12 protein-coding genes are annotated in these 13,722 nt (G+C 39.7%); 1 reads left to right on the top strand and 11 read right to left on the bottom strand.

Annotation, left to right across the window (positions count from 1 at the left end):
* Window positions 1-224: 224 nt before the first annotated feature.
* The gene (locus QKW49_RS23545; RefSeq protein WP_282865072.1) at window positions 225-2,774 is read right to left on the bottom strand and encodes a PEP/pyruvate-binding domain-containing protein; all 2,550 of its coding nucleotides are present in this window, start codon (window positions 2,772-2,774) and stop codon (window positions 225-227) included.
* A 284-nt stretch (window positions 2,775-3,058) separates the two neighbouring features.
* On the opposite strand from QKW49_RS23545, the gene QKW49_RS23540 reads away from it, so the two are divergent.
* Window positions 3,059-4,390, top strand: a complete 1,332-nt coding sequence (locus QKW49_RS23540; RefSeq protein WP_282865071.1) for a transposase — start codon at window positions 3,059-3,061, stop codon at window positions 4,388-4,390.
* Window positions 4,391-4,725: 335 nt separating this feature from the next.
* On the opposite strand, the gene QKW49_RS23535 is transcribed toward QKW49_RS23540, so the two are convergent.
* From QKW49_RS23535 to QKW49_RS23490, 10 genes are all read right to left on the bottom strand, one after another.
* Window positions 4,726-5,514 (bottom strand): ABC transporter ATP-binding protein, encoded by a 789-nt coding sequence (locus tag QKW49_RS23535; protein ID WP_282865070.1) that lies wholly within the window; start codon window positions 5,512-5,514, stop codon window positions 4,726-4,728.
* Window positions 5,511-6,530: an iron ABC transporter permease gene (locus QKW49_RS23530; RefSeq protein WP_282865069.1), complete on the bottom strand. Its 1,020-nt coding sequence runs from the start codon at window positions 6,528-6,530 to the stop codon at window positions 5,511-5,513. Before QKW49_RS23530 ends, QKW49_RS23535 begins: the two co-directional genes overlap by 4 nt.
* A gap of 3 nt (window positions 6,531-6,533) precedes the next feature.
* The gene (locus QKW49_RS23525) at window positions 6,534-7,715 is read right to left on the bottom strand and encodes an ABC transporter substrate-binding protein (protein ID WP_282865068.1); all 1,182 of its coding nucleotides are present in this window, start codon (window positions 7,713-7,715) and stop codon (window positions 6,534-6,536) included.
* A complete protein-coding gene (locus tag QKW49_RS23520; RefSeq protein WP_282865067.1) occupies window positions 7,716-8,867 on the bottom strand; it encodes a nitrogenase component 1 in 1,152 nt (383 codons plus the stop codon).
* Between the two features lie 44 nt (window positions 8,868-8,911).
* On the bottom strand, window positions 8,912-10,195 hold the full coding sequence (locus QKW49_RS23515; RefSeq protein ID WP_282865066.1) for a nitrogenase component 1: 1,284 nt from the start codon (window positions 10,193-10,195) through the stop codon (window positions 8,912-8,914).
* Window positions 10,183-10,947: a nitrogenase iron protein NifH gene (locus QKW49_RS23510; protein WP_282865065.1), complete on the bottom strand. Its 765-nt coding sequence runs from the start codon at window positions 10,945-10,947 to the stop codon at window positions 10,183-10,185. Before QKW49_RS23510 ends, QKW49_RS23515 begins: the two co-directional genes overlap by 13 nt.
* 161 nt (window positions 10,948-11,108) lie before the next feature.
* The gene (locus tag QKW49_RS23505; protein WP_282865064.1) at window positions 11,109-12,449 is read right to left on the bottom strand and encodes a methyl-accepting chemotaxis protein; all 1,341 of its coding nucleotides are present in this window, start codon (window positions 12,447-12,449) and stop codon (window positions 11,109-11,111) included.
* 82 nt (window positions 12,450-12,531) lie between these two features.
* Window positions 12,532-13,143: an HD-GYP domain-containing protein gene (locus tag QKW49_RS23500; protein WP_282865063.1), complete on the bottom strand. Its 612-nt coding sequence runs from the start codon at window positions 13,141-13,143 to the stop codon at window positions 12,532-12,534.
* Window positions 13,144-13,213: 70 nt separating this feature from the next.
* A complete protein-coding gene (locus tag QKW49_RS23495; RefSeq protein ID WP_282865062.1) occupies window positions 13,214-13,510 on the bottom strand; it encodes a DUF2325 domain-containing protein in 297 nt (98 codons plus the stop codon).
* 58 nt (window positions 13,511-13,568) lie between these two features.
* Window positions 13,569-13,718: a FeoB-associated Cys-rich membrane protein gene (locus QKW49_RS23490; RefSeq protein ID WP_282865061.1), complete on the bottom strand. Its 150-nt coding sequence runs from the start codon at window positions 13,716-13,718 to the stop codon at window positions 13,569-13,571.
* Between the last annotated feature and the right edge of the window lie 4 nt (window positions 13,719-13,722).

Here is a 13,722-nt window from a genome sequence, read left to right as displayed (position 1 = left end):
CTCTTTACATTGGCGCAAAAAAAGAACTAAAATAGAATAACGCTATTTTAGTTCTTTTTTTATTTAGTAGTGCGAGCAAGTAATGGAAACCGTTATACTTGTATTTCATAATTTCTTATTTTACTGTATAAGATGTTTCTTCTGCTCCTCAACGCTTTCACAGGCAAAGAAGCCATTAGGGACAGTTCCCATTGTTAACAAGCATCACCACTTTAAACCATTCATCATCTACATAAAAGCGTTTGTGTTACAATATCAGAAAATATCTCCATATCATCTGTTTTAGCAATATGAATGACATGTGAATATTTTTTACTTTGAGGTAAAATAGATGTCAACATATTCTCCTTTTTTATAATCCGGTCAGCATTAAAAATAACATCCTTATGTCCGTCAAAAATGGCTACATAAAAAATTCCTGTTTCTACAAGATCCTGAAAAAAATGGCTTCCATACGATAATTCGGGTATTATTCCTGCTTTTTTCGATGCCACCTCACAGATAACCGACATATTACACAACTCTGAAAAATGCACAGGCACACCTAGTGACGGCGTTGTGGTTCCCCATCTGCCCGGACCAACTAACATTACGTTTTTCTTTTTCATTTCTGTATTTAATAATCCAATTTGCCTGGCTATGGCGTATTTGCCCTGTTCACTAAGCTCTAAGTAAGCTTGCATATGAATATAAACAACAAAATCAATAGGTAACCGTACATTTCCTCCCATAAAGTTCCCTTTTGTAGAAAAAAAGCAATCCTTATTATCATTTAATTCCGGTATCTCTATCGGCTTACCTAACCCTCTTGTTTGCAGTGGACGGCATTGCAAAAGATTAATCTTAAATTCGTTGTACTCTTTAAAATTTGCTGTAAATTCAATGTCGACGGGATAGTCATAGACTTTAGATAATAATGCCAGCATTTCTTTCATAACTAAGGAAAATTCAGTATTAGTAAATAATTTTGGAAAATCCAAAATGTATGGGGTCTTCTTATTTTTATATCCAAGTTCGCTCATGCGCGTTGCCGTTTGAAAGTCCAAACTTGCAAACAACTCCCTATCTGCCTTTATATCGTACGCGATGATTTCTTCCAAATTTCTAGTTACTAAAGCATTTTCCTTAAGAGAAAGCACATCAACATTATGTTGAGAAAACTTCTTTTGATCTTCAAAATTCATCGGCGGAATACGCAAAGGATTGTCCAGACATACAATTCTGGCGTAGTCGCCCACCGTTCTATCTACCGCTCTTGTACCAAGCCCGAATACCAGACGCAGCATACCGGAATCCATATCTACACTTCCATCCCAGACATAAAGATTAGAAGAATTTCCGACACCTGCAATATGAGGAAAAAAGTTTTCATCATATTGATCGCCGGAAACACGCTGAACCAATATAGCCATCTGTTCGTCCCTGTCAAAGAGTCCCCTGTTGATCCTGTAAGTAAGTGCATCCTCATTCATTGTACTGGCATAAACGATTCGGATTGCCTGCTCAAAAGCTTCATATCGCTCCTCGGGAGTTCCTTGGTTTACACAGAATACACTTTCATATTTCCCTGCAAAGGCATTTCCAAAATTATCCTCAAGCAACGAACTGGATCTTACAATAATAGGAGATTGCCCGAAATATTCCAACATTTGAACAAACTTCTCTTGAATATCCTTTGGGAACTTTCCATGTAATAGCTTTTCTTTAAGTTCATGCGCATACTTATAATATCCTTCTTTTGTCTTTTGCTTTGTCCGAAGCTTCCACCATCCATTTTGCACAATATAGGTGTAAAACACATCTGATCCAATATAGTAGGAATCGTGGGATTCCATAAACGGCACAAAGCGTTTTTTTCCTTCCCTCTCCAGAATTTTTCTAGCAACAAGCATACCTACGCTTTTCCCTCCGATAAATCCTGTCCCCACCTCTCTAGAAGCAATCATCAGAATATCGCTTAAAGTAAAATATCGGTTACATAGATCGAACATTCTGGATTCATTACCTATCAACATATACATTAGGAGCTTCTTTGTTTCTTCCTGCCGTTCCGGCGCAAAGCTGAGTGCTTCTTTTGCCCTGTTAAAAACAACATTCCAGTAGTCAAGCCGATCCTCACTGCGATGAATATTGGAGAACAACTCGGCAGCCTCGGAACTGGCGGTAATGCTGACAGCTTCCTGACCTTGTATCAAATGCGGAAAGAACATAGTAGGTGAATAGCGCTGCCATACCTTGAGCGGATGAATGTAATATTTATCGTTTACTTTATATAAATCAAGTAAAAGCTGTGTCGTTTCACGGATTCCTGCAATGGTACTATAGGTGTGAAAATTACGTATAATAGCAAAGTATGCAACCGTATCCAGTTCGTATAGGTAGGGACAGGCCACTTTAAAGAAGTTTCCTATCATTAGATCTGAATACCAATACTTTAACAAATCGGTCAGACAGTCAAAAACATAAAAGACCTTCTTCCCCTCTTTCTTAACTATGTTATGCACTTCTGTCGCAAAGCTTTCAAAGCCTTTACTTGCATCAAGATGATAAATCTTAATATCCCCGCTATCTTCCAATATATGTTTATGGCTGCCAAAGCGAATATAAACCAGCTTTCTTTTATCTATCTTAGCCTGCATCACATAGGGATCTACCATTCTTTTGTAATCGGAAACCGAATCCACCTGCCACACGACATTATCTCCAAGCCGAAGCTTGTCAATTACTTGATCAAAGCCCGTTAGTCCTGTGCTAACCCTATCGTGTATATCCATAAATTCCCTCCGTTACTATCTCAAGCATAATTTTTCTGCTGTTTTTTTACTTTGAAAACTATCAAATAAGTTGTGTAATGTGCAGTTTTTTGATTCTTTATTTTGAAAGATTATATCACAAACCATTTCCCTTTGCTATATAAGTTTTACACCACTTTACAAGTTTTGAAATAGTAAATTGCCAGTTAGGTTGGTAAATGCCTAAAAATAACAAAGTCAGATACCTTAATCCTACAAATACTAATCATGAAAAATAATAAATGTAGGAGGTACCTGACCCACTCATGATTAGTATTGCCAATAATTCAGTTAAACAAACATTGAATCAATATTTAATGCACTATCGTCCGGCTTTTAAGAAGCGAAGCTTTTTAGTGTTTAGTTGGCTTATTACAGCAATTATTTGTAATGAAGAAGTTCGCAGCATTAAGTTTTTATATGATAATTTTATCAAGAAGTATTGCAGCAAGGCCCTCAATTGTTTTTATTATTTTTTATCCTATGCCAATTTTTCCTGTGACCTTTTGTTGGTCATTACAGTGAAGATTGCGCTATCCTTGATACCGGATGATTTAAAGCCATACGTTACTATATTTTTAAGTACTGATGATACGCTACAAGAAAAGTTCGGGAATAAATTTGACTGTTATTCCAAACTCTTTGACCATACCAGCAAGAATGGCAGTAATTATCTAAATGGTCACTGCTTTGTATCACTAGCTATTAATATACCGCTGTTTTGGAACGGTGGAACAAAGTATTTAAGTATCCCTGTAGGGTATCGGCTTTATGACAAGCTTAAAACTAAGCTTGAAATAGCGTCCTCAATGATTGATACCGTAATGCCACTACTAACTGAATACCAAGTTATTCTTTTATGTGATAGTTGGTACAGTAAAGGTATCATTATAGAGACAGTTAAAAAGTACGATAACCTGGAACTTATTGCAGCGGTTCGTTGCGACACAGTACTTTACGACCTTCCCCCAGCCCCTACAGGTAAAAGGGGAAGACCTAGAGCCTATGGCGATAAAATAGATATCAAAAACTTAAGCTATGAAAAATTGGGTGAATACTATGTTTCAAATAAAAAGGTGCTTACCAATTTATTTGAAAGACTACCTGTTATTATTACGGTTACTGTCAAAGACATAGAGTGTTTTGACTCTGTAAGAGTTTTAATAAGCACAATAGCAGCCAACGATATTAATATCTTCAAGGAACATAAAGTGGAAGGCATTGATTATGAACTTCAGCACTATCAACACTTACCGTATTTTTGCTACAGCATTCGTTGGAACATTGAGGTCATATTTTATCAGCATAAATTCTTTTGGTCTTTTGGTAACTATATGGTACGGAACCAAAAAGCGATAGAACGGTATGTGAATTTGCTTGCTATTGCCTTTGCTTTTATGCAGGTATTACCATTTTTTCATTCGCGGTTCCATGAATATAAATTCCAAAGTCCCCAAGTAGTAAAACACGCTGTTATCGACCAACTAACGCAGGAATTAATTTTTGAGAGTTTCGTCAAACGACTCGAAAACCACAAAATTTATTTTGCTGTTAAAAATGCTGTTAATACCTTCCTGGGCTTAGATGATGTTGCTTAATAAACTTGTAAACTGGTGTAAGTTTTATAATCCCTACACATTCTAACTCCATTTGTTTTCTCTCTTTGTCTACTGCAAGAATTTTATCTAACGGACTAATATCCTCTATCATCATTTTATTCACCTGCTCATAATATAACACTGTTATGTTTATACAAAAAAATTCACCGGTCAACAGAAAAATCAGATTTTTTCATCCGTCAACTGGCGAAAGATCTCCATATCGGACTTCCTCTTTGTGGCAAATCAGATTTTTCAGTAGTGTCGGTAGGTTTGTCATTGCAAACCGGCATCAATGTTTTACAGCAAGAACCATCCCTACTGATCTACTGCTTCTATACAATGTTTAAAGGAATAACCAAATGATGTTTTTCGTTGTTAACCTGCAGTTTGCTGATATGCACATTTACAGAAAAGCTATCACACATATTTTGACTATTGACCACATCTTGAGTATTGCCAAAGATACTATATCCATTTTTATTCAGGATGAGCGATTTATTGGAAATCTTCAGCGCATGGGCAGGATAATGGGTATTAAATATCGATGAAATTCCCTTGGTTTTTGCGAGCTCCTTAATGGTTTCCAAGATAATCAACTGATTTTTAAAATCAAGGTTGGATTCCGGTTCATCCAACACCAGCATGGATGGTTCTGTTGTCAGCGCCCGTGCAATCAACACCATTTGCAGTTCTCCTCCGCTGATCCGGCTGCATTCCTTACCCCTAAGATGCGTTATACCTACTGCTTCCATCGCTGCGGCTGCTTTTTCATGATCTTCTTTTTTTGGCTGGCTTATCACACCAATGTGTGCACTGCGACCTAATAAAACCATCTCCTCCGTGGTATAAGCAAAAACCGAGCTTTTGGCTTGGGGTACATAGGCGATTTTTTGCCACAGCTTTCTAACCGGTATATGAGCGATATTCTGACCATCCAAATAGCTTGCACCCCCGCGCCATTTCAACAAGCCCATCATACACTTGAGCAGTGTTGTTTTGCCGGCGCCGTTAGGCCCGAGAATGGAAAGCACATCCCCATCACCGACGGATAGCTGCACATTTTTCAATATTTCTTGTCCGGGGAAATATCCGAAACTTCCATTTCTTATCTCAAAAATCATGTCCACGCACCTCCTGTTCTTTTAAGCAAAAAGATGAAAAAGGGTGCTCCAACAGTCGCTGTCAGGATGGATACAGGAATTTCGGCCGCTGTTGCACTGCGGGCAACCGTATCAATCACAAGCATGAATACCGCTCCAAAACTAATGCTCGCAGGGATTACAAACCGGTTGTTGCTTCCAAAAAGCATCCGGGCTATATGAGGAATTAAAAGCCCTATCCACCCTACTTGCCCGCACATAGAGATGGCGGAAGCGGTAATCATTGTGGCCGCTACTATTATGAGCAGACGCAGATGTTTCACATTGACGCCCATCGAATGCGCCTCATCTTCACTGAGAGAAAGTACATTAAGCTTCCAACGCAGTGCAGACACCAGTATAATACCTATTAAAATAAACGGCGTTCCAATCAAAAGACTTTTATAGGTAACACTGGATAAGCTCCCCATCAGCCAATATGTAATGGCGGGCAACTTATCTTCCGGGTCTGCCATGTATTTAATAAGTGATACAAAGGCTTGGAACATCGAAGATATGACCATCCCCGACAGTACCATCATGATAATGGTTGATTTTCCCCGTATTTTACTGATGGAATAGGTTAAAAATACCGCAGCAAGACCCATTAATAGCGCCACTGCCTGTACCCATATCAGATGATCGGCTGCCAAAAGTGCGACAACCGCACCAAAGGATGCTCCCGCCGCAACTCCCAATGTATCGGGAGTTGCGAGGGGATTGGTAAACAGCGCCTGGAATGAAGCACCGGACACCGCAAGCCCTGCGCCGCATAATAACGCAAGAATAATACGGGGCAGCCGGATACCGATGATAACACTATAGCTTTGCGCATCAACAGATTCCTTGCCGAACAGCAGCGCATGAAGCAGCACCTGAAAAGACTCCCCTATGGTCAGCGAATACCTTCCGATTCCAATGCATGTCAACGCCGTCAATAGAGGAATAGCAACCAAAACTACTATAAAAAGCATTCTATTCTTTTTTAATATTGCCATTATTTATACACCATCCGCTGCTTCTCGTGCCGGGTTGAAAATTTGATGCACATTCTCGTCGGTAAGCTCAATATGATAAAATTTTTGATAGTAGTCTTTTACAATTTGCTCAAGATCAATATCTTTAAACAGCTCAGGATAATTTGTTTTTGCCTGAAACCAAAGGCTGAGTGCGGACTCGGATGAAGGCGGATACCATCGGTACATGCCTAAGGGATATTTGTACACACGTTTCTCTTTAACAGCTTTGACACCACTCCAGTCATGCCCGTCCAGCGTGGTATTATTATATAGATCCTCCGGCATATACTTGGAAAAATTGGTGATATAAATAATATCCGGATTCCACTCATATACCTGCTCCATATTGATATCGGCCATCCCTTTCAGCTCAGAAGCCACATTGATCGCTCCGGCAGCGTCACACCAGTATTGCCCGAAGAAATTGCTTCCCGATGTCTGAAATTGTGTGTCACTGTATTTAAACAAGATGAGCACTTTAGGTTTATTCTCTTGTGCCACATTCGCGATGCGTTCTTGGATTTGATCATAGACTTCGCGCCCGTATTCAGTGATACCTGGGACTTTATCTTGTTCTTGAAAGACTTCCCCCAGCAGTTCAACCCAACTGTTGATGGTTTCTACAGTGTTGAATTTTTCAATGGTTGTACTGAAGCCTACGGCAGGGATACCTGCTTTCCCCAGTATTTCTTTTTCTGCTTTATTGGTGGCACTATAGAGAACAACGTCCGGTTTCAGCGATAACAGTTCCTCGATATTAATTTCACCATTCTTTATAAATCCGGTCTCTACCTTTGATACTTCGGGAGCAACAGTGGTGAGCATGGAATACTTGGCTGCACTTAAAGATGCCGGATGCATCCCTACCAGCTTATCGGCAGATCCTTGGAAAAGGACGTATACCGAAGGCAACGGCCATAATGAAGTGATGACAACCCGTTCTATTTTTTCGGGAATTTCCACCGTATTTCCGGCTTGGTCAACAATAGTCCTTGTATCGGTTTTAGCAGCTTTTTCCGGTTGTGCGGCATCCTTTTGGGCTGATTCCTCGGAAGTTTTTTCTTGCTGCTCCGGTGGGTTACCCGGTGCCGGCGCTTGGGCACAGCCTGCGAGCAGCATAAAACACATGCAAAATACTAATAAAGAGGTTAATCGTTTTTTCATTTACATTATTCCTTTCAATATTTTATTTATTTTTTCTCCTGCAAGCTCAAGGGGCTTTTCCCAATGGACTTTACTGGAAACCGCCACATGAGGCAGAGGAGTAAAATGCAAAGGTTCTGTAATGAGCTGTTCAAAGAAAGGATCCCCTATGATATGCGTATACTTTCCACTGTTAGCAATATTTTTTATGTCTTTCTCCGATAATAATGCCATATCGTTTGAAGCATTGATCTGTGATATCCGCCGGAAAGGGCACCCGATATCCACACCGGAAATCCCCAAGTCCTCATACAGGCATGCACGCAGAGAATGCATTGTCACATGTTCCCCTATGAGCAGGATGCGTGCCGTATCTTCGGGTATACGCATGAATTGGTTTTCCCCTGTATCCTGAGCCTTTTGGATAAGCTTACAGAGATTGTCGGTATGATATGTACCTATGGGCTGCCCGATCACATAGGGTGTTCCAAAAACCCCGCTGAAATACTCCGCCACTGCTAAACCGCTTGCAGAGACAACAATATTTACAGCTGCAGCACTGCTGTCGGATAGTTGCTCCAAGCTGCTGCCCATAGCAAAGGTTGAAAGTACTTCAATCCCCCTTGATTGGAATTCGAATTGAAAATCCATCACCGTGCCTACCCTCGTAAAGTCAATGGGTGTAGCACCCAGCATATTAATGGTATTTGGCCTTTTTTCATGCCTCTGTGTGACAAAACGCCGCGAAAAAGCCACAAGTGCATCCGATGCGCCCTTATCATAATATTTAAGGCCTGTTGTGGCAAATCCGAATGTCGGAATACCTGTCTTGTGCTCTATTTCTATTGCGATCCCTTCAAAATCACTGCCTATGATCATGGGTACAGGGCTGCCCATTAAGCATATGAATTTTGGATTGAGTTCTGTTGCCGCACTGACGATTCTATTGATAAACTTGTCATCATTGCCCATGACAGCATCTATCTCCCGAAGCGCCGAGCAATAAACAAAAGATTTGGAATCATACCAGCGAGGTTCATCATACCCTGTATAATTACCGGTACATCCGGAGGCATCATGGATTACCATCATGCCTCCCAGTTCAAATAAAGCGGAAATTGCACCGGAATAATCCGGTGAAAAAGGTGGTAATTTAATTGCTAATTTATGCATAACACTACCTCAATCAATTTTAATATATTTCTTTAGAACATCCATCAAACAACCAGTCCATATTGACGAATAAGCAAACGCAGATCCGTCGTACCCTTTGATGCAGCTGCAATCATTTTCATCAGTTTTTCTATCCCGTGATAACCATAGAGTGTTTCATCATTGACAAGATTCACAACATATCTGGCGCCTGTCAAATACGCTCCTTCAAAACCGATGGCAATACACTCCCTATCATGCCGGCGCACAGCAGGTGCTCTGGGATGCTCCGGCTGGAGTATTCTAATATCCGAAGCATTGTTGCAAAGCCATTGGTAGCTTTCCTTTTCAAAAACCTTGCAGTCCTGCGCATATATCTCCACGACGTTAAATCCAAAGGAAAGAAGCAATTTAGCCAAAGTAAACGGCCGAACCGTAGCTGAATTATCGATAACGACCGGCATATCCCCAACCTCTGTTCTAGCTGCCGAAATCGCATTTTGAGTCCGGTACCTGAAATGGGAAAAATCCATACTTAAACCTGCTTTTGATAGAATTTTATGATAATTTTGGTCAATTTCTTCAAAGTCGTAACTTACCGGCATATAAACATAATCTATCCCCAGTACTTCCTTAACATCTCCTGCTGCTGCGGCCCCCATAGGTGAGGGAACAACATTCAATGCTGCCCTTGACATTTGCTGAAATTCGCTAAAAGTCTTGCATTGTGAAATATGTAATATGTCTGTATATCCGGCAGCCGATAAAACAGCAAAGATCTCACTTTCTTTGTCGATTGCTACATTGTTGCCGCAGAAAGCAGCCATTTGTCGGCATACCGGCTCTTCTGACTTTTCCAGCAAACCGAATATCTTACATTGTATATTCACAGGCGGGGGTACCTTGCTATCCAATGTAATGGGATTCATATGACATAAGGTAAAACGCATATCCTGATAGCGCTCCCGAAGCTCACTCAAAAATCCATCATGATCGGTTCCAAGCAAATCATCCAAACAGCTGACAAAAATCATAAGTACTTTGGGCTTGAAATCCAGCTCATCGAGAAGTTCTTCCACCCCTTCCAAGATGAGTTGTTCATAACCTCCCGACACTATATCGGTTTCATCTATGTACAAATAGGAAAGCCTGTCCTTGAACCCTTGGGTAATAGCGCCGATAGCACCATGTCTGCCGCAGGCAAAAGGGCAGACAAACAACTGATAGCTTTCGGGTACAAGCATACCCATCCGCACAACACCCCATCCGCCATGAGAAGGTGAACAATATCTCAGCGTATCCTCGAAATGTGATAAACACGATGATTGCTGCAGGTTTAGTGAATGCATTGGTCACACACCTCCAGCACTTTTTTTGCCAGCTCCAAATATTCCTTTGCCATAGGACTGTCAGGGAATGCATTGACAACTGTCGTGTTTTGCTCTTCTGCCCGCTGCACATAATCACTCCGGCTGAGCACACTGATAATTTCACTGTCAATCTCCCCTGCAAGTTCTGAAACCAACGCATGTTCATTATGAACATTTCTGGAATTCAGAATAACTCCCGACAAGCGGGCATAACCTCTGCTCTTGAAATTGGTAATTGCCGACGCAATATTGGCAGCAGCATAAAGGGACATTTTTTCACCGGAGGTTACAACAAATACATCCCGGGCGTATTTCCCACGGATAGGCATCGCAAAGCCTCCGCAAACAACATCCCCTAATACATCATACAGCACAATGTCAGGGTGATAAACTTCGTAAGCCTTAAGCTCCTCAAGTTTCTCAAAAGCCGTAATAATTCCCCGTCCTGCGCAGCCGATTCCCGGCGTGGGACCTCCTGCCTCTACACAAAGCACGCCTCCTTCCCCTTCAAAAACAATATCAGCTAAAGTAGTTTTTTCCGGCTTCAAGCGCAGAACATCCAGTACAGTGGGTACTACCTTGCCATAATTCAGATTCTTGGTAGAATCTGCTTTCGGATCACATCCGATTTGCATCACCTTATAACCGCTTTTTGACAAGGCTGCCGCTAAATTGGATGTTGTTGTGGATTTACCAATCCCACCCTTTCCATAAATTGCGATTTTATACATACCATCAGTCTCCTCATAAAATATGTTAGATTTATCTAACATTGATCACAAAAATAATTAGAGCACCCTAACTATTTTCAATCCATGTTTTATTAAATAAGTTCTATACTTAATTATAAGTCCTATTGAAAACAGAATATATAAAGTGAGAGCCAAGTGTTCTATCTCTCTTGAAGAATCACAGAATCATTGATACTTCCAAACAAATTTTGAATCCTTACTACTAATTTGTCAGAAGAACTCTTTTGTTGTTTACTGGTATTCACTAGCTCTTCTAGAGAATCCAGGGTACTCTCTGCTACACATGCAATGCTGCTTATCCCTATTGTTGCTTTGTCGTTATATTCATGAATATTCCGTATTTCTTCATTAGCGCTCCGTACCTGCTCTGTGATGGATTCCATATGATTTAATATTTCTTTAAAAGCGGTGTCCGTCTTTTGAACGGATATTGCCTGTTGACCGAATATTTCAGAAGCTTTTCTAATATTTTTTACTGTTTCCGACGTTTGCTTTTGAATACCGCCGATCATTTTTTCTATAAATATAGTGGTCTCTTTGGTTTGTTCCGCTAGTCTTCGTACTTCATTTGCAACTACTGCGAATCCTTTGCCTGCTTCTCCTGCTCTTGCTGCTTCTATTGCTGCATTAAGCGAAAGAATATTAATCTGCTCATTTATACTTTTAACAACCTTAATAATTTCTATGATCTCATGTGACTTATGATTCAGACTATCTATACCCTTTTGTATAATATCGTTCATATCCGCAGTTTCTACCGTTTTTATTTTCAAGTGTTCAACAACTTCTACTGCCCCATTGCTTACTTCTTTGGTCTTATTGGATACATTCGTAACTACTTCAATGCTATCCTTAATATTATTAATCTTTTGTGCAAGCTGAACGGTAGATATGGTCGCTACTTCTATTTCAGCTGTTTGAGCAGATATTCCGGCAGCAATTTCTCTCACTGCATCATATAACTGCCTTGATATCTCCGCCGAGTCTAGTGCAGCTTTTCTTGTACCGCAAGTATCTTCTTTGGCTCTATTCAATTTATCTCTTAAATCTTCAATAGTAAGCGCTGCATATTTGACCATCATTGAAACAGCTTCAGCTAACCCCTTTGTAGTATTAATGGGCACCGACTCCAATGTTTTCTTAATATCTATCAAAAGCTCCGACTGTTTAAAAACTATACATATCATCCCCAAAAACAGAAAAGCCGTGACCGTGATATGCATTATAGGAACCCAAATATTTACTTTTAAATGAACCCAATCCCCTGCCTTGCTATTAATAATAGGAGATAGATAAACACCCAGAAAAATAAGATGAATCATACTGAAAAATCCAAACAATAATATTTTTATATTTCTTGTAGAAATACCTAATCTTTTTGTATTGTACAATTTCTCATAGAAATCTTCTGTCTTGATCATATGTAAAAAATCTTTTCGAAACGTAAAATCAGCTTTATGAATTTTATTTTTATGCGTCATAATAATGGTTCTGCCCCCTTATAAATAGAAAGACGACATAACTTCTCTCTTTTTATCTAAAATGTTTATCATACTGTAACTTTTAACTGTTATTCATTTGTTTTTCCCATAAGGGCCATAACTTTTCAGTTGCATCCACTAGTGCCGGGTCGAATTGTGTACCTTTATTAAGTTCTATTTCTTTTCTACATTCATCCCATGAAAAAGCTTTACGATAAGGTCTCTGTGATGTCATTGCATCAATGGTGTCGCATATTGCAATAATCCTTGATCCAAAAGGAATTGCTTCTCCTTTTAATCTTGAAGGATATCCTTTTCCATCCCAACGTTCATGATGGTGAAGAATAATATCCGGAATGATTTTAAGCCTTTTTGATTTGTTTAAGATTCTATACCCTATTTCCGGATGAAGCTGTATCTGCGCCCATTCATGAGGCAAAAGCTTCCCTCTTTTATTCAGTATCTGATCCGGGATACCAATCTTACCTATATCATGAAGATGAGCAGCTATATGTGCTTTTTCCAGCATGCCTCTTCTTAAACCAACACGTCTGGCCAAGTCATATGTCATATCGGCTACCCTGGAAGAATGACCGCTGGTATAAAGATCTTTTGCTTCCAATGCTGTGACTAAACATTCTATAATATCATGAAATAAACCGTGATTAATCATTAGTCTGGATATCCAATTCATTATCATTCCTTCTTTGTTTGTACGGCTGTTGACTCACACTGATATTTCATATGATCCTTCACACTAAAAGTCAACAAGCCGTATTATTTGGGGCAATATTTTTAATTACATCTTCCAATGAAGCTGCACTGCTGTTATGGCACCTTAAAAGAGGTATGTTTTTTCTCTTGGCCTCTTTTACTGCGACACCCACCATCTTATGGGATACCGTACTGGTAAACAATAGTATCGTATCCGGGTTTCCGATCATCTTATCGAACTTTGCCGGCATTTGGGTAAATATTTTCACCCTATGTCCTAATCTACCGCATACATTCTTATAGACATCATGCATCCGGTCATGACCTCCGACTAACACAATACTCATTGACTTCACTCTCCTTTATATTACAATGATAACGTCTGTTATTTGAAAATCATATGCTTTATTTATGCATATGCTGATGATTATTGCAGCCGCAGCCGTCACATTCTTGTCCACAACTGCAACCGCCCTTTTTGATATTCTTTATATATTTAATGATTGAATATATAACCAATCCTAGAATCAGACCACCCAAAATACAGTTAATCATTTTT

The sequence above is a fragment of the Petroclostridium sp. X23 genome, assembly GCF_030013905.1.
Taxonomy (GTDB): domain Bacteria; phylum Bacillota; class Clostridia; order SK-Y3; family SK-Y3; genus X23.
The sequence above is the reverse complement of the archived record's forward strand: the minus strand, read 5'-3'. Positions and strand labels throughout refer to the sequence as shown.